Here is a 19649-nt window from a genome sequence, read left to right as displayed (position 1 = left end):
GCCATCGGGCAGGTCGAACGGCAAGTCGTCTGCCGCGCTACGGTCTGAGTCTGTGGCTCCGCCTTCGCAAGCTAATAACGCAATTAACCGCCTACAATATCCACCAACCACCAATGCTGTCTGGCAGCGGGGTGTTCGGTACCGTCAGGTATGGCGCAGGCGGGGTGTCAGTCGAGAAACTCGTCGACGGGGATGCCAAGTTGCCCGGCCATGTGTTCGACCAGGCTTTGCAGCTTCGCCACCTTCTCGGTCAGGGCCTGCTGCTCGGCGCGCAGCTGTTCGAGCTCGCCCGGCGAGGCGGTGGCGCCGCCGGTGGTGCGTTCGGCATCGTCGGCATCCGCTGCGGCGCTCACTTCGCCGCTCAGCAGGTGCATCCAGCGATTTTCGCGTGCGCCCGGCGCGCGCGGCAGCCGGACGACAAAGGGCGGCGCATGGCTGGCCAGTTCGTCAAGGAAGGCCTCGACCGACGAGATATCGGCAAAGCCGTGCAGGCGCGCGGTATTCAGGCGCAGCTCCGCTGCGGTCTGCGGGCCGCGCAGCAGCAGCAGCGCCAGCAGCGCGACGGACTGGCTGGGCACGGCTAGCACGCGCTGCATATTGTGTTCGAAGCGCGGCACGCGGCTGCTGCTGCCTTCAAAGACCAGGCTCAGGCCCTTGAGGCCGTCGATGGCTTCAAGGATCTCGGCCTCGCTGACGTTCATCACCGGGGCGCGGGCGGTCTTCTGGTTGCAGCCCGAGACCAGCGCATTGAGCGACAGCGGGTAGGTATCGGGCACGGTGTGCTGTTTTTCGACCAGCACGCCGAGCACGCGGCCTTCGACAGGCGTCAGGGGGCGCAATGCCGGACGGGCGGGACGGTCGCCAGTCTGGCTGGCGTCGGAATCATGGTTGGATTGCATCAAGACTGGTTTTTTGCTGAAGGTGACGGCGAATGCCGACACGCCGAGGCGCTCATTCAATCCCAAGCCGGCGCAATCCGCAACTGCGCCGTGCGATCCTCGCATTCTGCGCGCCGCGGTCTACTATCGATAGGCCGCGCGGCGGCAACCGGGAAGATGCGCCAGGGCAGGCGCGGGTCCAGACGGGGAGGGAGCATGGCGATTTCGCAGTCGGAGGCAATGGCACCGGATGAGGACACCGGCCCGGAAGCTGGTGGCGGCCTGGAAGCGCCGTATTCCACGCTTGAGTCACGCTGGCACCAGATGTTCCCGCAACTCAGCGCCGACGACATGGCGCGCGTGCGGCGCTTTGGCACGCCACAGAGCTGGCGCGCGGGCGAGAAGCTCTTTGCCATCGGCGAGACGGGCCGGGGCATGTACCTGATCGGCAGCGGCCGCGTGCGCCTGATGCGGCGCGACGGCCTGGGCCGCGAACACCAGATCACCGAGCAGGGACCCGGCCACTTCCTGGCCGAGGTCGGCACGCTCAGCGGCCGCCCGGCGCTGGTCGACGGCGTGGCAGTGACCGATACCCAGGGCTATTCAATCACACCCGAGCGGCTGCGTGCCCTGCTGGTGGCCGAGGCCGAACTGGGCGAGCGCATCATGCGCGCGCTGATCCTGCGCCGCGTGGGGCTGATCGAATTCGGCAGCGGGCCGGTGCTGGTCGGCCACGGTACCGAGCCGCAACTGGTGGCACTGCAGGCCTTCCTGCGGCGCAACGGCTACCCGCATACGGTCATCGATATCGACGCGGAACGTGACTGCTCATTGCTGCTCGATTATGCCAACGCGCCCGCCAGCGACTTCCCGCTGGTGATCTGCGCCGACGGCCGCGTGCTGCGCGCGCCGGACGAAGGGCAGCTGGCTTCGTGCCTGGGGCTGTTGCCGGAGTTCGATCCGGCCCATGTCTATGACGTGGTGGTGGTCGGCGCCGGGCCGGCCGGGCTGGCCACGGCCGTGTATGCCGCGTCCGAAGGCTTGTCGGTGGCGGTGATCGATTGCCGCTCGCCGGGCGGGCAGGCGGGCGCGAGTGCCCGGATCGAGAACTATCTTGGCTTTCCCACCGGCATCTCCGGGCAGGCGCTGGCCGGGCGCGCGTTCGTGCAGGCGCTGAAGTTTGGCGCGCATATCGCCATCCCGCTGGAGGTCAAGGCATTGCATTGCGGCGCGGACCCGATCCGGCTGGAGCTGGCCGATGGCCGCATGATTCCGACCCACACCGTGGTGATTGCCACCGGCGCGCAGTACCGGCGCCCGGACATCGCCGCGCTGGAGCACTTTGAAGGTCGCGGCGTGTACTACTGGGCTTCGCCGGTGGAGGCCAAGCTGTGCAAGAACGAGCCGGCGATGCTGGTGGGCGGCGGCAATTCGGCCGGGCAGGCAGCGGTCTACCTGGCCTCGCACGCGGCACACGTGCATATGCTGGTGCGCGGGCCGGGGCTGGCCGCCACCATGTCGCGCTACCTGATCGACCGCATCGGTTCGCTGCCCAATATCACGCTGCACACGCACGCGCAGATCAGCGCGCTGGCGGGGGAAGGGTGGCTCAGTTCGGTGCGCTACGAATGCCGGGCGGAAAGCCCGGCCCCGGTCACGATGGACGTGCGGCACCTGTTCCTGTTCATCGGCGCCGATCCCAATGCCTCGTGGCTGCGCACCTGCAACGTCGAGGTCGATGACAAGGGCTTCGTGCGCACCGGCGGCGGCGAGCTTGGCTGCGCGTCGGCGGTGCCGTATCCGCTGCAGACCAGCGTGCCGGGCGTGTTTGCCATCGGCGATGTGCGGGCGGGGTCGACCAAGCGGGTCGCCGCGGCGGTGGGTGAGGGCGCGGCGGTGGTGGCGCAGATCCACGACTACCTGGCTCGGGTGCAGGCAGCCGTGGCGCGCTGAGCGCGCGCCACTCAGGCTTGCGCCTCGCGCTCCAGCAGTTCGCGCTTGCGCGCCACGCCCCAGCGGTAGCCCGACAGGTTGCCGTCGCTGCGCACCACGCGATGGCAGGGAATGGCCACCGCCAGGTGGTTGGCGGCGCAGGCCTGCGCCACCGCGCGCACCGCACGCGGCGCGCCGATGCGGGCCGCGATCTCGGCATAGCTGGCGGTGCTGCCCGCAGGGATCTCCTGCAGGGCCTGCCATACACGCTGCTGGAACGCGGTGCCGCGCACATCCAGCGGCAGCGCCAGGCCGATAGACGGTGCCTCGATAAAGCCCACCACTTGCGCCACCAGTTGCTCGAACTGCGCATCGCCGCCGATCAGGTTGGCGCGCGGGAACTGGTCCTGCAGGTCCTGCACCAGCGTTTGCGGATCGTCGCCCAGCAGGATCGCGCAGACACCGCGCTCGCTCTGGGCCACCAGGATCGCGCCCAGCGAGCACTGGCCGATGGCAAAGCGGATATCGGTGTCAGCCCCACCCGCGCGGTAGCGCGTCGGGGTCATGCCCAGCACCGCGTCCGAGGTCTCGTAGAAGCGGCTGTTGGAGCCGAAGCCGGCGTCGTAGATCGCCTCGGTCACGGAGTCGCTGGTGCCCAGTTGCTCACGCAGCTTCCTGGCGCGATGCGCGGCGGCATAGGCGCGCGGCGTCAGGCCGGTGGCGGCCTTGAAGAGGCGGTGGAAGTGATAGGGGCTGACGCCCGCCGCACTGGCCAGTTCGGGCAGCGTGGGCAGGGTGTCGGCGGCCTTGATGCGGCGGCAGGCGTCGGCCACGATGGCTGCATGCTGGGCCGCCAGCGCAGGCGCGGCGGCACGGCGGCTGGGCCGGTAACCGGCGGCTTCGGCGGCGGCGGCGTTGTCGAAGAACTCGACATTGGCCGGATGCGGCAGGCGCGACGGGCTGCTCGGCAGGCAGTACACGCCGGTGGTCTTGACCGCATAGACAAAGGCACCGTCGGCGCCCGGATCGCGCGCCAGCACGCGGGCCCAGCGCGGGTCGCGTTCGATGGTGCTGGCTTCCGGTTGCTGTGTGGAACGGGTCATGGAATACCTCACGTGGCGTCGTGGAAGATGATGCCCAGCGTGTAGCGCTGGCCCGCGTGCAGCCGGCTGACGCCGTGCCGCAGGTTCACGCGGTAGCTGCCGCGGCTGCCCTGCACCGGGCGCTGGCTGACGGCGAATACCACCGCGTCGCCCTGGTGCAGCGTCACCACCTCGGCCCGCGACTGCATGCGCGGCCGCTGCTCGGTCATCACGAACTCTCCGCCGGTAAAGTCGCGGCCCGGCTCGGACAGCAGGATGGCGACCTGCAGCGGGAATACGTGCTCGCCATACAGGTCCTGGTGCAGGCAGTTGTAGTCGCCCGGGCCGTAGCGCAGCAGCAATGGCGTCGGGCGCAACTGGCCGGCGTCGTGGCAGCGGGCAAGATAGTCGGCGTGCGCGGCGGGATAACGCACATCGATGCCCATGGCGGCGTTCCAGCGGTTGGCCACCGGCACCAGGCGCGGATACAGCGCCGTGCGCAATGCGGCCACGGTGTCGGGCAGGGGGTAGCGGAAGTACTTGTACTCGCCCTGGCCAAAACCGTGCCGGCGCATCTCGATGCGAGAGCGGTACAGCGCGTCCTGCGCATAGCCGTCGGCAAGCGCGTCGCATTCGGCTGCCGACAGCAGGCCGCGGATCGCGGCGCAGCCGTAGTCGTCGAGTTCGCGTGCAATGGCCGCCCAGTCGGTGCCATCGACGCGGGTGGCGATATCGGCTCCGTGCCCACGCCCCCGCGCCGTGCCGCGCGCCGGCGGTATTGGCCTGCGCGGCCCTGCCACGGCCATTTCGGGGCGTTGTATCTGGCTGATGCTCACCGCGGGTCCCCTGTCTCTCGCTTGCATGGTGCCAACTTTAGGCCGCCCGCGTGCGCCTCGCACTCCGGGTCTTGCTTTTGAATTCTGCCCGACAGCCTGCCTTGACAAGACAGATCTGTCTATCAATAATGATACAGGTCTGTATCATAACGAGCAGGCTGTTCTTCCCACCTGATCCACCCTGTTTCAGCAAAGGAGTCTCCGCATGTCCGCACAAGCCGAAATCCGTCCGCCGTTGCCCCCATTCACCCGTGAATCCGCCATTGCCAAGGTCCGTGCAGCCGAGGACGGCTGGAACAGCCGTGACCCCGAGCGCGTGGCGCTGGCCTATACGGTCGACAGCGCCTGGCGCAACCGTGCGGAATTCGTCAACGGCCGCGCCGACATCGTCGCCTTCCTGCAGCGCAAGTGGCAGAAGGAGCTGGATTACCGGCTGATCAAGGAGCTGTGGGCGCACGACGGCAACCGCATCGCCGTGCGCTTTGCCTACGAATGGCACGACGATTCCGGCAACTGGTACCGGTCATACGGCAATGAGAACTGGGAGTTCGATGAGGCGGGGCTGATGCGCAGGCGCTATGCCTGCATCAACGATGCGCCGATGAAGGCGGCGGACCGCAAGTTCCACTGGCCACTGGGCCGGCGGCCGGATGAACATGCGGGGTTGAGTGAACTGGGGTTGTAAGGCTGTTGGGTATCAGTACGGCGATATTCGCTGAACACCGCAAGCCAGCTCCCTCTCCCGCGCGTGGGAGAGGGGGGCGAACAATCGGACTTGGTAGAACAGCCTTACTGCATCTTGTCCAGGTTCCCGATCCGCACCAGCATCTCAGTGAACATCTGCATATCCAGGTTCAGGTCGGCAACTTCCTTGTACTCGCGCGCATTGTGCGCGGTGTACTTCTTGCCCGGCATGGCCGGCCCGAAGTTGATGGCATTGGGCATCAGCTTGGCGGTGGTGCTGCCGGCGGTGGAAACCGGCTTGGCTTCCAGCCCGGTGGTATCGCCAAAGATGTTCAGCAGCGTGGACAGCCACGCGCCCTTGGGATCACGCGCCATCCAGTTGCCCTGGTCGTACTTGATCTCGACCGGGCCATGGGTGGCGGCCCAGCCGAAAATACGCTTGGTGATCTTGCCGCCCAGCTCATCCGGGGTGCGGCCGCGCGGCATGCGCACGTTGGTGACCACGTCGACGTATTCGCCGCGCTCGCGCACCAGCGTGGGCGACATGGTCAGCGGGCCCATGAACGGGTCGCGGTAGGCCACCTCCATCCTGGTGCCGAGGTAGTCCAGCCCGTACAGGTCGTTCAGGTAGCGGACCGCGTTCAGGTAATGGTTCTCGGCAAATTGCACGCCGCTGGCCTGCAGGAACAGCGCCAGCCGCGGCAGCGGGTTGACCCCTTCCTCCGGGCGCGATCCGTGCGCCGAGACGCCGGTGACCTTGACTTCCACGTCGTTGCCGGCGCGCTTCACTTCGATGGAGAACTTGCCGCGCGGGGTGTGGCGGTGCAGGAATTCAGCGCGCGCCTGTTCCAGCGTGGCAGCCACGGCGGCAGCATCGCCGCCGGCAATGCGCGCGGTGGCGGTCTCGGGGATGGCGTTGGCCGAGGCCGCGCCGCGCATGGCAACGATGGCCGGTCCCTTGTAGTCGGGCTTGCCCTGCGCGCTCTTGCCGTCCGCTGCCTTGATGCCGAAGGACACGGTCAGTGTGCCCGCGCCTTTCTCCGCCACCACCGCGGGGTATTTGCTGTCGAGCACGACGTTGTACTCGGGCAGGGTGGTGTGCTGGCGGTAGTACTTCATGCCGTCGCCGCCGGTTTCCTCGGTGGTCTCGATCATCAGGCGGATGGTGCGCTCCAGCGGCACGCCGCTTTCCTTGACGGTCTTCATGGCATACATGACCGCGGCGATCGAGCCCTTGTCGTCGATGGTGCCGCGCCCGTACAGCGTGTCGCCCACGCGCGTCATGCGGAACGGATCCAGTTTGGTGCCGTCCTCCAGCACCCATTCCTCGGCCACCGCAGGCACCACGTCGGCGTGGGTCAGGATGCCGAAGGTATCCTTGGCGCCGCCGGGCAGCGTGACCTCGAAGACCCGGTTGTCGACATTGCGGTAGGCCAGCCCGAAGTCACGCGCCATGGCCTCGATCATCTTGCCGAACTCGATGATGGCGGGGTTCTCGTGCTGCGGGACCTTCTCGTCGCGCACGGTACGCAGCGCCACCATCCTGCCGATGGTGTCGATCACCCCGGCCTCGTTGTGGACGCGGTTGTAGACGCCCAGCAGGCGGCCGATATTGGCCAGGTTGTCGCCGGCCAGCGGCGACCGGGCTTGCCACGCCGCCACGGCCGGCGCCACCGAAGGCTCGGCTTTGGCCGCGGCGGCCATGAATGCCTGCAGGTCGGCGTGGGCTGCCGTTCGGGTGCCGGAGACCAGCGCATCCAGGGCCGGTTTCTTCAGGGTTTGCGCCTGCGCGGGGTGCGCCAGCATCAGTGACAGCGCGAGCATCGGGGCCCATCGGCAGAGAGACGGCAGGCGGCAAGGTCGGGTCATTGCGGACAAAAAGGGGAGTCTGAGTGGATGCCGCATGATAGGGCACTCGCCGGTATTTGCCGAAAAAATATGCTCTTGCGTGCGCGCGGATGAGGTGCCATTGCCGGCGCAATAGGGAGTGGCTATGCCGGATCAATAGCGTAAGGCAATCGTCGTAGTTAAAACGATGAATTGTACAAATCACATCCCGGTCGACAGAATGGGGCCTTCGCTGCAACCCGCAGCCGAAACCAACCCGATCCAGACCAAGGAGTGAACTGATGCTGCAATCCCGTGAAGGCCAACGCGTTCCCAATGTCGCTTTCCGCATGCGTGAAGACAACGAGTGGAAGACCGTCACCACCGGCGAGCTGTTCAACGGCAAGACCGTGGTCGTGTTCTCGCTGCCGGGCGCCTTCACGCCGACTTGCTCGTCGACCCACCTGCCGCGCTATAACGAGCTGGCGCCGGTGTTCGCGAAGCACGGCGTGGACGACATCCTGTGCGTGTCCGTCAACGACACCTTCGTGATGAACGAGTGGGCCAAGGACCAGGAGTCCGAGAACATCACCATGATCCCCGACGGCAACGGTGAATTCACCGAAGGCATGGGCATGCTGGTGGACAAGGCCGACCTGGGCTTCGGCAAGCGCAGCTGGCGCTATGCGATGCTGGTCAAGGACGGCGTGGTGCAGAAGATGTTCATCGAGCCGGAAGAGCCGGGCGACCCGTTCAAGGTCTCCGACGCCGACACCATGCTGGCCCACATCGCGCCGAATGCGCGCAAGCCGGACCAGGTGGTGGTGTTCTCCAAGGTCGGCTGCTCGTTCTGCGCCAAGGCCAAGCAACTGCTGGACGACAACGGCTTCGACTACATCGACGTGCCGCTGGACAACAAGGTGCGCGGCAAGGTGCTGGGCGCCGTGTCGGGCGAGATGACCGCACCGCAGGTCTTTATCAACGGCAAGCTCATCGGCGGCGCCGAGGCGCTGCAGCAGTACCTGGGCAAGTAAGCCGATTCCCCTTCCATCCCCCATCCGGGGACCGGCAGTCGCCGGACCCGATGGGGTCGCCTTGCCCGGCGGCATGGCGGCCCCATCCAGCCCGCTGATTGACACCAGTTTGACGCCATCAAGACAAAGGAAACGACCGCCATGACCACCATCCAGACCGACGTCGCCGTGATCGGCGCAGGCACCGCCGGCCTTGCCGCCTACCGTGCCGCGATTGCCGCGGGCAAGCGCGCCGTGATCATCGAGGGCGGCCCGTACGGCACCACCTGCGCGCGGGTGGGCTGCATGCCCTCCAAGCTGTTGATCGCTGCCGCCGAGGCCGCGCACGAACTGCGCCACACCGCGCCGTTCGGCGTGCACGTGGATGGGCAGGTCCGCATCGACGGCCGCGAGGTGATGGCCCGCGTGCGCAGCGAGCGCGACCGCTTTGTCGGCTTTGTGGTGCGCGGCGTGGAGAGCATCCCCGAAGCCGACCGCATCCGCGGCTATGCCCGCTTTATCGACAACACCACGCTGGAAGTGGATGGGCACACCATTGTGCGTGCCAGCCGCGTGGTCATCGCCACCGGCTCCACGCCGATGCTGCCGGCGCCGTTCCAGGCGTTCGGCGACCGCCTGATCGTCAATGACGATGTGTTCGCCTGGGAAGACCTGCCCGCCAGCGTGGTGGTGTTCGGCCCCGGCGTGATCGGGCTGGAACTGGGCCAGGCCTTGTCGCGCCTCGGCGTGCGGGTGCGCGTGTTCGGCGTCAGCGGCTCGCTCGGCCCGCTGACGGATCCCGTGATCCGCGCCTACGCGGCGAAGACCTTCAACGGCGAGTTCTATCTCGATCCGGACGCCAAGGTGACCGACATGGCCCGCGACGGCGACCAGGTGGTGGTGACCTACCTGGACCGCGAAGGCCGCAGCGTGACTGAGCGCTTCGACTATGCGCTGGTCGCCACCGGCCGCGTGCCCAATGTTCGCGGCCTGGGCCTGGAGCATGCCGGCCTGGCGCTGGATGCGCGCGGCGTGCCGCTGTTCGATGCGCGCACGCTCCAGTGCGGCAATGCGCCGGTGTTCATCGCCGGCGACGCCAACAACATCCTGCCGCTGCTGCACGAGGCCGCCGACGAGGGCAAGGCCGCGGGCGAGAACGCCGCCAGCTACCCGCAGGTGAAGCCGCTGGCCCGCCGCGCGCCGATCGCGGTGGTGTTCACGGACCCGCAGATCGCGATGGTCGGCCAGCGTTACGCCGACCTGGCCGAAGGCACGTTCGTGACCGGCGAGGTCAGCTTCGAGGACCAGGGCCGCAGCCGCGTGATGCTGAAGAACCGCGGCCTGATGCACGTCTATGCCGACAAGGCCTCGGGCCGCTTCCTGGGCGCGGAATGGACCGGCCCGCGTGCCGAGAACATCGCCCACCTGCTGGCGTGGTCCTACCAGCAGGGCCTGACGATCGGGCAGATGCTGGGCATGCCGTTCTACCACCCGGTGGTGGAAGAGGGCCTGCGTACGGCGCTGCGTGATGCGGAGGCAAAGCTGCAGGTCTGAGCGGGCCAGGTTTGCTAGACAGGTCTGTCTGTCATAGTATCGACCTATAGAGGCCGGGCGGCGCAGGGTGCTGTCCGGCCGCTCCCATTACCGACTCCGCAGCCAACATGGCCACGCCTTCCGCCCGCGACCGCATCCTCGACACCGCTGCCCGCCTGTTCTACCAGGAGGGCTACCGCGCCACCGGCATCGACAAGATCATTGCCGAATCCGGCGTCGCCAAGATGTCGCTCTACCGCCATTTCGCCTCCAAGAACGAGCTGATCTCGGCGTTCCTGGCGCGCCGCCATGATGAGTGGATGACCTGGTTCCGGCAGGACGTGGAAGTCCGGCTTGCCGCGCGCCCGCACCTGGACGTGATTGCTGACGCGCTGGCGGACTGGTTCAGCCGCGACTTCCGTGGCTGCGCCTTTATCAACGTGGTGGCCGAGGCGGGCGGCGACGCGCGCGCGGCGGAGCAGGCGGCGGCCCACAAGGCCGAGCTGGAGGCGTTCGTCGCCGACATCGCCACGCGCCTGGGCCTGGACCAGTCGCAAGCGGTGGCCGAGGAAGCCATGCTGTGCATCGAAGGCATGATCGTGCGCTACCAGATGCAGCCGGATGCGGCGGTGGTCGAGGCGGGGCGGCGGTTGCTGGGCCGGCTGCAGGCCGGCTGATTGGCTTGGGGGCTGCTCACTGAGGCTGAGGACTGCCCGACGCTTCCTTCGTCTGGCTTAGCGCCGCGGCAGTATCCGGTGCGATTTGGCGTAATCGCGCAGTGCGTCGTTCATCAGCGTTTGCCATCCGCTGCCGGTGGCCTTGTAGGCGTCCAGTACATCGGGATCGATCCGCAAGGTCTGGTTGACCTTGCGCTCGCCAGCCGGCTTGGCCGGCCTGCCACGGCGTTTCACCAGCGCATCGGCTTTTTCTTTTCCCACTACCTGCTCGGGTACCTTGCGCGCCGAGCGCATCCGCTTGATTTGCTCGGTCGGCAACGACACCGCATCGGGGTCTCCGGCAATGCCGCGCGCAATGGCGGCATCCTCCGCGGGCGTCGGCATGGTGAGGTCAGGTTTCCTGTTCATAGTCTCGCACCTCTCGGGAGTTGGCTTTACGCAGGCTGATTACCCGTAGCGTGTTGCCGCGTATGGTGAATACCGGGCAATACAGGCGCCGGCCAATCGGCCCATATGCGATGTAGCGGGTTTCGCCATATGGCTTGCGGTCATCGATCTCCAGCAGGGCGCTACCAAGTCCATCAACCCCGCGGCGGCCAGTGACAACCCGTGTTGACGTTGGTTGATAGCGTCCTTTGCCAAGTCAAACTCGATTTCCATTCGGATTTACTGTAGCAGCAAGAAATAGGGTGGTGCGACATTTTTATGCTACAGCGTTAATCCTGGCATCGTAGTAAAGCGGAAAACTGATCACTCTGCAGCAGGCAGTCCAGGGGGCCATAGAAAATGTCTCTCTTCTGACACATTCAGGCTACAATCTGTTGTAATTGAGAATTAGTCGTATTCGTAATCAGGATTTTCCACTTGCCACGCCGCGCCTGCGGGGTAGCTACCTTCCGATCCCTGAGTGATGTATCTCCACCCCACCAAGCGGGCAAAGCCGCGCTTTGCCTGCCCCGTGCTTGTCACCCCGCGCGGCCTTTCGCTGACCACCCTTGTGCTGAGCCTGCAGGCGGGCGGCGTGTTTGCCCAAGCCGGCGAAGTGCCTGCGCCGGCAACGGCCAGCGCGGCGGCTGAACTGCCGGCCGTCACGGTCCGCGCCAGCAGTGACGACGAAACCGCCACCGGCCCGGTCCATGGCTTCGTGGCAAAACGCAGCGCCACCGCCACCAAGACCGACACGCCGGTGATGGAGACGCCCCAGTCGATCACCGTCATCACGCGCGACCGGATGGAGGCACAGGGCGCGCAGAGCGTGCAGCAGGCCATCGGCTACAGCGCCGGGGTCTATGCCGGCCCGTACGGCAACGATGCGCGTGGCGACTGGGGCAAGTTCCGCGGCACGGATTTCACGCAGTATCGCGACGGCCTGCTGAACCAGGTCGGCTTCTACAACAACGTGCGGCCCGATGTGTACGCGCTGGAGCGCATCGACGTGCTGCGCGGGCCGTCGTCGATGCTGTTCGGGCAGGGCGCGGTCGGCGGCATCCTGAACCTGGTCAGCAAGCGCCCGCAGCCTGAAGCGGCGCGCGAGATCGGCGTGCAGTTCGGCAACTACAACCGCAAGCAGGTGCAGGCCGACCTGACCGGCCCGCTCGATGCGGACGGCAAGTGGCTGTACCGGCTGGTGGCGCTGGCGCGCGACAGCGACACGCAGGTTGACTACGTCAAGGACAACCGCTACCTGATCGCGCCTTCGCTGACGTGGCGCCCGAGCCAGGACACCTCGCTCACGCTGCTGGCCAACTTCCAGCGCGATGAAAGCGGGACCTCGGTCGGCTTCTTCCCCTGGCGCGGCACGCTGCAGGCCAACCCGGCCGGCCAGATCCCCGATCACCTGTTTATCAGCGAGCTCGGCTTCGACCGCTACAACGCCGAGCAGGCGTCGGTGGGCTATGAGTTCCAACACAAGTTCAACGACACCGTGACGGTGCGGCAGAACCTGCGCTATTCGCACAGCACGGTGGACTACCGCAGCATCTACGCGACCGGCTTCAATGGCGCCGGCCACGGCTGGGTGGCGGGCAGCGATACGCTGATGCGCCGCACGGTTTACCTGAACCAGCCCACGCTGAACTCGTTCGCGGTCGATACCCAGGCGCAGACCAACTTCCGCACCGGCCCGGTCCAGCACACACTGCTGACCGGCGTCGACTACCAGCACGCCGAGATCACGGGGCGCGCCGGGGTGGGGGGCACGGCCGCGCCGCTTAATGTGTTCAACCCGGTCTACGGCAATTTCACCCTGCCGGGCACGCGCGACCTGAACCCCGCCACGCATGCGCAGACCGGCTTGTACGTGCAGGACCAGCTGTCGTGGAACAAGTGGCTGCTGATGCTGGGGCTGCGCTATGACTGGTCGCGCGCCGCGCAGGACAACACGCCTTCGGCCAGCCGCGACGACAGCGAGCTGACCAAGCGTGGCGGCCTGATGTACCGCTCGGACATCGGCCTCAACCCGTACGTCAGCTATTCCGAGTCGTTCCAGAGGCTGGCCGGCTTCAACAAGGCCAACCAGGCCTTCAAGCCGCTGCGCGGTTCGCAGTGGGAGGCGGGGATCAAGTACCAGCCGCCGGGCAAGAACGCCACGTTGACCATCGCCGCATTCGATATGCGCGAGAAAAACCGCAAGACCGCCGGCGTGGTCAACGGCATTCCCGATTCGGTCCAGGTGGGCGAGGCGCGTACACGCGGCATCGAGGTGGAGGCACTGGCCTCGCTGTCCAGCCGACTGGACCTGATCGCAACCTATACCTACCTGGATGCGCGCGTGATCGACGGCACGCCGGCCGAGGTGGGCAAGAAGCTGCCGAGCACGCCGTCGAACATGGCGTCGCTGTGGGCCAACTATCGCTTCAGGCTGTTTGGCGTGCCGGGCTTTGTCGCCGGCGGCGGGGTGCGCTATGTCGGTCCCAGCTATGACGGTGCCGACCAGAACCGGGTGGGCGGCGTCACGCTCTACGACGCGATGATCGCCTATGACCACGGCCCGCTGCGCGTCTCGTTGAATGCCAACAACCTGTTCGACAAGCAATTCCTGACCACCTGCCTGGCGCGCGGTGACTGCTACTTCGGCGCGCGCCGCACGGTGGTGGGCAGCGTTACCTACCGCTTCTGAGCCGCCTTGCGTGGGAGCGAGCCCGCGGCCATGGCGGCGAAAGCGGCGCGCTTACGCCGAGTCGGGGATTGGCGCTCCCTGCACTTTGGGCGCCGGTTCGGCCCGCATGGCGTCCGCGGGCAAGAGGGTCAGGAAGGTGCGCGCGACCTCGGGATCGCGGCAGGCGAGCCAGTCGTCCCACTGTTCACGCGGCACGATGACCACTGACCGTTTTTCATCGCCCGGCTTGTGGAAGCGCTGCATCACCGGGTGCTGGGCCGAGTTGATGGTCAGCATGGTGAAGGACAGCGACTGGTCCGGCCAGCTGCGCCACAGGCCCGCGATGCCGAAGGCCTGCTCGCCGGGTAGCCAGACGCGCCAGCGCACCGGCTTGCCGGACGTGCCGCCGGGCACTGCATCTTCGGGATACGCAAACTCATAGAACGCCGTGGCCGGCACCAGACACAACTGGCCCTGGCGCCAGTAGCGCGCAAAGGCGGGGCGCTCGCCCACGGTCTCGCTGCGGGCATTGGTGGTGTCAAAGCGCCGTGCGCCGGGCGGGATGCGCGGGCGCGGCACCATGCCGAACGAGGCCAGTGCGCCACTGCGCGCGCCATCGTCGGCGGCGCGCACGATCGGCGCCGCGTAGTCCGGATAGGTTTCAGCCTTGTACATCCCCGGCGGCGGTTCCACGCCGAAGATTTCGCGCAGGATCCGACGCTGGACCGGGGCGTAGTTGGTGCACATGCGCTGTCTCCTGGCGGTGATGCCCGTATCGTCGGCGCCGGGCGGTGCCGCGTCAAGGGTGGCTCGGGGTGCCTCAGGGCTCACGGCAGGAATGGCAAAAACCGTCAGCGGCGCTGGCGGAATCGGCTATTGCCTGCTCCCCTGGCGCTCGCGCACACTCTTGCGGCAGCCGCTGCGCGCCGCCATGCCGCGCGCACTGGCCACCTACCAAAAGGCACAAGCCGGAATACAGGAGACACCATGCGCGACTACGCCCAAGCCTTCGACGGATTTTCCTATGACGACGCCGTGGCACGGCAGCTGCACGGCAGCCTCGAGGCAATGAACGCCTGCGTCGAATGCTGCGACCGGCACGCGCTGCCCGGCCGTATCGCGCTGTTCTGGGAAGGGCGCGACGGCAATTCGCGCAGCTGGACCTTTACCGAGCTGCAGGCACTGTCCGCGCAGTTTGCCGGTTTCCTGAAGGCGCAGGGCGTGCAGCCGGGCGACCGCGTGGCGGGCCTGCTGCCGCGCAATGCGGAACTGCTGGTGACGATTCTCGGCACCTGGCGCGCCGGCGCGGTGTACCAGCCGCTGTTCACGGCCTTCGGCCCCAAGGCCATCGAGCACCGGCTCAATGCGTCCGGCGCGAAGATAGTGGTCACCGATGGCGCCAACCGCCCCAAGCTGGATGACGTGGATGGCTGTCCCGCCATCGTCACCGTGGCCGGCGACAAGGGCCGCGGCCTGGTGCGCGGCGACTTCAGCTTCTGGGCCGAGCTGGAACGCCAGCCGGCGTCGTTCGAGCCGGTGCCGCGCCGGGGCGACGACCCCTTCCTGATGATGTTCACCTCCGGCACCACCGGCCCGGCCAAGCCGCTGCTGGTGCCGCTCAAGGCCATCGCCGCGTTTGCCGGCTATATGCGCGACGCGGTCGACCTGCGCGCGGAAGATGCTTTCTGGAACCTGGCCGATCCGGGCTGGGCCTACGGCCTGTATTACGCGGTCACGGGCCCGCTGGCGCTGGGCCATCCCACCACCTTTTATGATGGCCCGTTCACCGTGGAGAGCACATGCCGTGTGATCCGCAAGTACGGCATCACCAACCTGGCCGGCTCGCCCACGGCATACCGGCTGCTGATCGCCGCGGGCGAGGCCGTGTCAGGCCCGCTGCGCGGGCGGCTGCGCGCCGTCAGCAGCGCGGGCGAGCCGCTCAACCCGGAAGTGATCCGCTGGTTCGCCAGCGAACTGGGCGTGACCATCCACGACCACTACGGCCAGACCGAGCTGGGCATGGTGCTGTGCAACCACCATGCGCTGGCGCATCCGGTGCGCATGGGCGCGGCCGGCTTTGCCAGCCCTGGGCACCGCGTGGTGGTGGTGGACGATGAACAGCGTGAACTGCCGCCGGGCCAGCCGGGCACGCTGGCGCTGGACCTGAAGCGCTCGCCGATGTGCTGGTTCGGCGGCTATCACGGCACGTCCACCAGCGGGTTTGCCGGCGGCTACTACCTGACCGGCGATTCCGCCGAGCTGAACGACGACGGCAGCATCAGCTTCATCGGCCGGGCCGACGACGTCATCACCACCTCGGGCTACCGCGTGGGCCCGTTCGACGTGGAAAGCGCGCTGATCGAACACCCGGCCGTGGTCGAGGCCGCGGTGATCGGCAAGCCCGATCCGGAGCGCACCGAGCTGATCAAGGCCTTTGTCGTGCTGGACCCGCAATATCGCGCCGCGCCGGAACTGGCCGAGGCGCTGCGCCAGCACGTGCGCAAGCGCCTGGCCGCCCATGCCTACCCGCGCGAGATCGAGTTCGTCGCCGAACTGCCCAAGACCCCCAGCGGCAAGGTCCAGCGCTTTATCCTGCGCAACCAGGAAGTGGCCCGTGCGCGCGAGGCAGCCGCTGCCTGAGAGCCGAGCCGTTCCCGGACCGCTTCCTATAATGAGGAAGCGGTTGCCAGGGCCCCGGGGGTGAAGGAGCCTGCGGCGCCGCGCCAGGCGCGCCTGCAGGCAGGGGCGCGCGTCTTCCATCTCCAGACCAATCGGGCGAGGCGAACAAAATGCAGAGTAGCGAAGCGGTGCTGACGCAGGCGCGCGCAGCCTTGGCGCATGTGCCTTATCAGGGTCATGTCCTCCATCCTACCATCCAGTTGCGGCTTTCCGACGGCGCGCTGATCCTGGAAGGCGAGGTGGCCGATATCGTCGACAAGACCCGGGCCGCGGCGACGGTGCGGCGCGTGGACGGCGTAACCAGCGTGATTGATCACCTGCGCGTGGCCGACGGCGGCATGCAGGTCGGCGACGGCGAACTGCGCGACGCGGTGTGCGAGCGCCTGCTCAATGCCATCGATTTCCGCAATTGCAAGATCTGCGCGCGCGTCAAGGGCAAGCCCGAGGCCATGCGCGAAGCCGTGGGCGAACGCAGCGGCTGGATTGAAGTGGAAGTGCACGACGGCGTGGTAACGCTGTGGGGGCAGGTGATCAGCCTGTCGCACATGCGCCTGGCAGGGGTGCTGGCCTGGTGGTCGCGCGGCTGCCGCTGCGTGGTCAATGAACTGGTGGTGGCGCCCGCCGAAGCCGACCGCGACGATGAAATCACCGAGGCACTGATGCTGGTGCTGGAGACCGATCCCTTCGTCGATGCCGGCCAGGTCAGCGTGCATACCGAGAACCGCGTGGTGACGCTGGAAGGCTGCGTCACCAGCGAGGACACGCGGCGCCAGGCCGAGCGCGACGCATGGTACGTGCAGGGCGTGGAGAACGTGGTCAACCACATCGCCTTGCGCACCTGAGCGCTGCCCTGGGCGCGGTCACTCCCCGGTGCCGCGCCGTACCGCCGCATCTTCCATGCGCCAGTAGCGCCGCCGCGCCCGCAGCGCAAAGCGGGCGCGATAGTCTGACATTGACATGCCCGTGGTGCGCTGGAACAGCCGCCGGAACGCAGCGGCGTCGCTGTAGCCACAGGCTTCGGCAATGCCCTGCGTGCCGTGCAGCGTGACTTCCAGCAGCATGCGCGCGCGTTCCACGCGCAGGGTGTGCAGGTAGTCCAGAGGGCTCAGCCCGGTGACCTGACGGAAATGCCGCAGCAGCGTGCGTTCGCTGACCGCGGCCGCCTGGGCCACCGCGGCCAGCTTGTAGGGCTCGGACACATGTTTCTGCAGCCATTGGATGGCGCGATACACCGGGCTGTCGGCGGTGCGGCTGAGCCAGCGTTGCGACACCAGCGCCGGCACGCTGCGCTGGCGCTCGGGCTGGAACAGCATCAGCCGCGACGCCGCCTGTGCCAGGTCCGGGTCGTGCAGGTGGCCCAGCACGCGCAGCATGAATTCCACCTGCAGCGCCGGCGCCACGCACGAGAACACACGCTGGTGCACGCTCATGGCTTGGTCGCTGCCCAGGTCGCAATGCGGATACTGGCGCATCATCCAGCTCTGGTACATCCACGGCGCGCCGGTCCTGGCGCCGTCGAGCAGCCCCAGCTGCAGCGGAAAGACCATCCCCGACGAACACGCCGCGATCCAGCCGCCGGCCTGCGCATGGCGTTCCACCAGGCGCAGCGCCGCGGCATCGCGCTGCACGATCTCGCCCAGCTGCAGCGCATTGCTGGCCAGCAGGGCCGGGATCACCAGCAGCGTGCGGCGGTCCGCGGCCCGTGCGCGCCGGGTGGAGGACACCAGCCCCGGCAGGTCCGCCGCCAGCGTGCGCCCGTTGCTGCCGCACAGCTGCCAGCTCAGCGTGGGCGCGGCGTCGGGCCGCTGCAGGCTGGCGACGCCGGCCACGGTGCGGAGCACGTCGAGCGTGGTGAACAGGCTGCCCGGCATGGCTTGCGGCAGCCATAGCAGGCGGACATGCAGCGGGATGTTCTGTGACGGCTGCTCGATGGCGGCTGGCATGCCTGGGGGCGTGGTCGGGTGCATGGCGCGAGGAGTTGGCAGGATGCCGTGGCGGGATCGGCATCCGGATTGGCGATATTGATCCTCCCCTAAGGTTCTGGCAAGGGCTAGCATCGTGCAGTTGTGCCGTGGCGCTGCCCGTGCGCCGGGGCATGGCACCAACAAGACCAATCCGAGGAGATTCCATGCCGTTTTCCGTTCGCCACGTTGCCGTTGCCGCCGCCCTGACGCTTGCCGGGGCCGGCACCCTGGCCAGTGCCGCCCAGCCCGACGCCGCGCTGCTGTCCGCCGCGCAGTCGGCCCAGCCCGCGCTGGTGCAGTCGCTCAAGGAGATGGTGACGATCGAATCCGGCAGCGCCAACGCGAAGGGGCTGGCGCAGATGGCCGGCTATACCGAGAAGCGCCTGAAGGCGCTGGGCGCGAAGGTTGAACGCATGCCGGTCACCAAGGGCCCGGGCACCATGGTCAAGGCCACCTTCACCGGTACCGGCAAGCGCCGCATCATGCTGATCGCCCACATGGACACGGTGTACCCGGAAAACACGCTGGCCACGCAGCCCATCCGCGAGGAAGGCAACCGGCTCTACGGGCCGGGCATTGCCGACGACAAGGGCGGCATCGCCGTGATCCTGCATTCGCTGGAGATCCTGAAGAACCAGGGCTGGCGCGACTACGCGCAGATCACGGTGCTGTTCAACCCTGACGAAGAGGTCGGCTCGGTCGGCTCCGGCGAAGCCATTGACGCGCTGGCCGCGCAGCACGACGTAGTGCTGTCGTGCGAGCCCACCGCGGCCAAGGATGTGGTCAAGGCCGAGTCGCTGCTGCTGGGTGCCTCTGGCACCGCCACTGCCACCATGCAGGTCAAGGGCCGCGCATCCCACGCCGGCGCCGCGCCGGAGCGCGGCCGCAATGCGCTGATCGAACTCGCCCACCAGCTGCAGCAGACGCGCGACACCGCCAGCCAGGTGCCGGGCTCGCAGCTGAATTGGACCCAGGCGCAGGCCGGCACGGTGCGCAACCAGATCCCGGAAAGCGCTGTCGCCTACGGCGATGTGCGCACCACCGCGGCCGGCGCTGCCGAGAAGCTGAAGGTGGCGCTGCAGGAAAAGGCCAAGTCCAGCCAGCTGGTGCCGGAGACGCAGACCACGGTGACGATGGAAGAGGGCCGCCCGCCGTTCGTGGCCGACGCGCGCGGCCGCGCGCTGGCCAAGCGCGCGCAAGAGATCTACGCCGAGCTGGACGGCCGCACGCTGGCCCTGGCCGAAGGCACCGGCGGCGCCACTGACGCCAGCTATGCCGCGCGCTCGGGCAAGCCCGCGGTGGTGGAAAGCTTTGGGCTGGCCGGCTTCGGCTATCACGCCCGCGACGAGTACATCGAACTGGACTCGATCGTGCCGCGCCTGTACCTGATGACCCGCATCCTGCAGGATATCGGGCGCAACTGAGGCGGTGCCGCCAGGCCTGCGCT

General features: G+C 67.6%; 17 protein-coding genes. 9 read left to right on the top strand and 8 right to left on the bottom strand.

All coding sequences use genetic code 11. From position 1 onward, the window contains the following. Positions 1–167 precede the first annotated feature (167 nt). Positions 168–899, bottom strand: a complete 732-nt coding sequence (locus AC3WL8_RS05880) for a YceH family protein (RefSeq protein ID WP_211981200.1) — start codon at positions 897–899, stop codon at positions 168–170. Positions 900–1094: 195 nt separating this feature from the next. Here AC3WL8_RS05880 and AC3WL8_RS05875 point away from each other — a divergent pair, with 195 nt between their 5' ends. Next, a complete protein-coding gene (locus AC3WL8_RS05875; protein ID WP_013952724.1) occupies positions 1095–2831 on the top strand; it encodes an FAD-dependent oxidoreductase in 1737 nt (578 codons plus the stop codon). A gap of 11 nt (positions 2832–2842) precedes the next feature. On the opposite strand, the gene ada is transcribed toward AC3WL8_RS05875, so the two are convergent. After that, positions 2843–3913 (bottom strand): bifunctional DNA-binding transcriptional regulator/O6-methylguanine-DNA methyltransferase Ada, encoded by a 1071-nt coding sequence (gene ada, locus AC3WL8_RS05870; RefSeq protein ID WP_492377996.1) that lies wholly within the window; start codon positions 3911–3913, stop codon positions 2843–2845. Positions 3914–3921: 8 nt separating this feature from the next. Further along, on the bottom strand, positions 3922–4698 hold the full coding sequence (locus tag AC3WL8_RS05865; RefSeq protein WP_371827410.1) for a 2OG-Fe(II) oxygenase: 777 nt from the start codon (positions 4696–4698) through the stop codon (positions 3922–3924). Between the two features lie 235 nt (positions 4699–4933). On the opposite strand from AC3WL8_RS05865, the gene AC3WL8_RS05860 reads away from it, so the two are divergent. Beyond that, entirely contained in the window at positions 4934–5413 is a 480-nt protein-coding gene (locus AC3WL8_RS05860; RefSeq protein WP_013952727.1) for a nuclear transport factor 2 family protein, read from the top strand. Between the two features lie 104 nt (positions 5414–5517). Here AC3WL8_RS05860 and AC3WL8_RS05855 read toward each other — a convergent pair whose 3' ends face one another. Next, positions 5518–7236, bottom strand: a complete 1719-nt coding sequence (locus AC3WL8_RS05855) for a dipeptidase (RefSeq protein ID WP_238553128.1) — start codon at positions 7234–7236, stop codon at positions 5518–5520. 305 nt (positions 7237–7541) lie between these two features. Here AC3WL8_RS05855 and AC3WL8_RS05850 point away from each other — a divergent pair, with 305 nt between their 5' ends. From AC3WL8_RS05850 to AC3WL8_RS05840, 3 genes are all read left to right on the top strand, one after another. Further along, on the top strand, positions 7542–8273 hold the full coding sequence (locus AC3WL8_RS05850) for a glutathione peroxidase (protein WP_013952729.1): 732 nt from the start codon (positions 7542–7544) through the stop codon (positions 8271–8273). 141 nt (positions 8274–8414) lie between these two features. After that, positions 8415–9806 carry a dihydrolipoyl dehydrogenase gene (locus tag AC3WL8_RS05845; RefSeq protein WP_211981203.1) on the top strand — a complete coding sequence of 464 codons (1392 nt, stop codon included), beginning with the start codon at positions 8415–8417 and terminating at the stop codon, positions 9804–9806. Between the two features lie 107 nt (positions 9807–9913). Beyond that, the gene (locus AC3WL8_RS05840) at positions 9914–10462 is read left to right on the top strand and encodes a TetR/AcrR family transcriptional regulator (RefSeq protein ID WP_211981205.1); all 549 of its coding nucleotides are present in this window, start codon (positions 9914–9916) and stop codon (positions 10460–10462) included. 57 nt (positions 10463–10519) lie between these two features. On the opposite strand, the gene AC3WL8_RS05835 is transcribed toward AC3WL8_RS05840, so the two are convergent. Next, positions 10520–10870, bottom strand: a complete 351-nt coding sequence (locus tag AC3WL8_RS05835; protein ID WP_013952732.1) for a BrnA antitoxin family protein — start codon at positions 10868–10870, stop codon at positions 10520–10522. After that, a complete protein-coding gene (locus tag AC3WL8_RS05830; protein WP_319609827.1) occupies positions 10854–10982 on the bottom strand; it encodes a BrnT family toxin in 129 nt (42 codons plus the stop codon). The genes AC3WL8_RS05835 and AC3WL8_RS05830 overlap by 17 nt, the downstream gene beginning before the upstream one ends. Positions 10983–11372: 390 nt before the next feature. On the opposite strand from AC3WL8_RS05830, the gene AC3WL8_RS05825 reads away from it, so the two are divergent. Further along, the gene (locus AC3WL8_RS05825) at positions 11373–13580 is read left to right on the top strand and encodes a TonB-dependent siderophore receptor (RefSeq protein WP_492377995.1); all 2208 of its coding nucleotides are present in this window, start codon (positions 11373–11375) and stop codon (positions 13578–13580) included. Positions 13581–13631: 51 nt separating this feature from the next. Here the strand turns inward: AC3WL8_RS05825 and AC3WL8_RS05820 are convergent, their stop codons facing one another. Continuing rightward, positions 13632–14306 carry an SOS response-associated peptidase gene (locus AC3WL8_RS05820; RefSeq protein ID WP_211981208.1) on the bottom strand — a complete coding sequence of 225 codons (675 nt, stop codon included), beginning with the start codon at positions 14304–14306 and terminating at the stop codon, positions 13632–13634. 240 nt (positions 14307–14546) lie between these two features. On the opposite strand from AC3WL8_RS05820, the gene AC3WL8_RS05815 reads away from it, so the two are divergent. Both AC3WL8_RS05815 and AC3WL8_RS05810 read left to right on the top strand, forming a co-directional pair. Beyond that, the gene (locus tag AC3WL8_RS05815; protein ID WP_013952735.1) at positions 14547–16199 is read left to right on the top strand and encodes an AMP-binding protein; all 1653 of its coding nucleotides are present in this window, start codon (positions 14547–14549) and stop codon (positions 16197–16199) included. Positions 16200–16348: 149 nt separating this feature from the next. Continuing rightward, on the top strand, positions 16349–17080 hold the full coding sequence (locus AC3WL8_RS05810) for a BON domain-containing protein (protein ID WP_013952736.1): 732 nt from the start codon (positions 16349–16351) through the stop codon (positions 17078–17080). Positions 17081–17098: 18 nt separating this feature from the next. Here the strand turns inward: AC3WL8_RS05810 and AC3WL8_RS05805 are convergent, their stop codons facing one another. Beyond that, positions 17099–18181, bottom strand: a complete 1083-nt coding sequence (locus tag AC3WL8_RS05805) for a GlxA family transcriptional regulator (RefSeq protein WP_211981210.1) — start codon at positions 18179–18181, stop codon at positions 17099–17101. A 185-nt stretch (positions 18182–18366) separates the two neighbouring features. On the opposite strand from AC3WL8_RS05805, the gene AC3WL8_RS05800 reads away from it, so the two are divergent. Beyond that, positions 18367–19626 carry a M20/M25/M40 family metallo-hydrolase gene (locus AC3WL8_RS05800; RefSeq protein WP_211981212.1) on the top strand — a complete coding sequence of 420 codons (1260 nt, stop codon included), beginning with the start codon at positions 18367–18369 and terminating at the stop codon, positions 19624–19626. Positions 19627–19649 lie beyond the last annotated feature (23 nt).

The sequence above is a fragment of the Cupriavidus sp. FW305-F7 genome, assembly GCF_058782875.1.
Note: the sequence above shows the minus strand (reverse complement) of the source record. Positions and strands in the feature narration are given on the sequence as shown.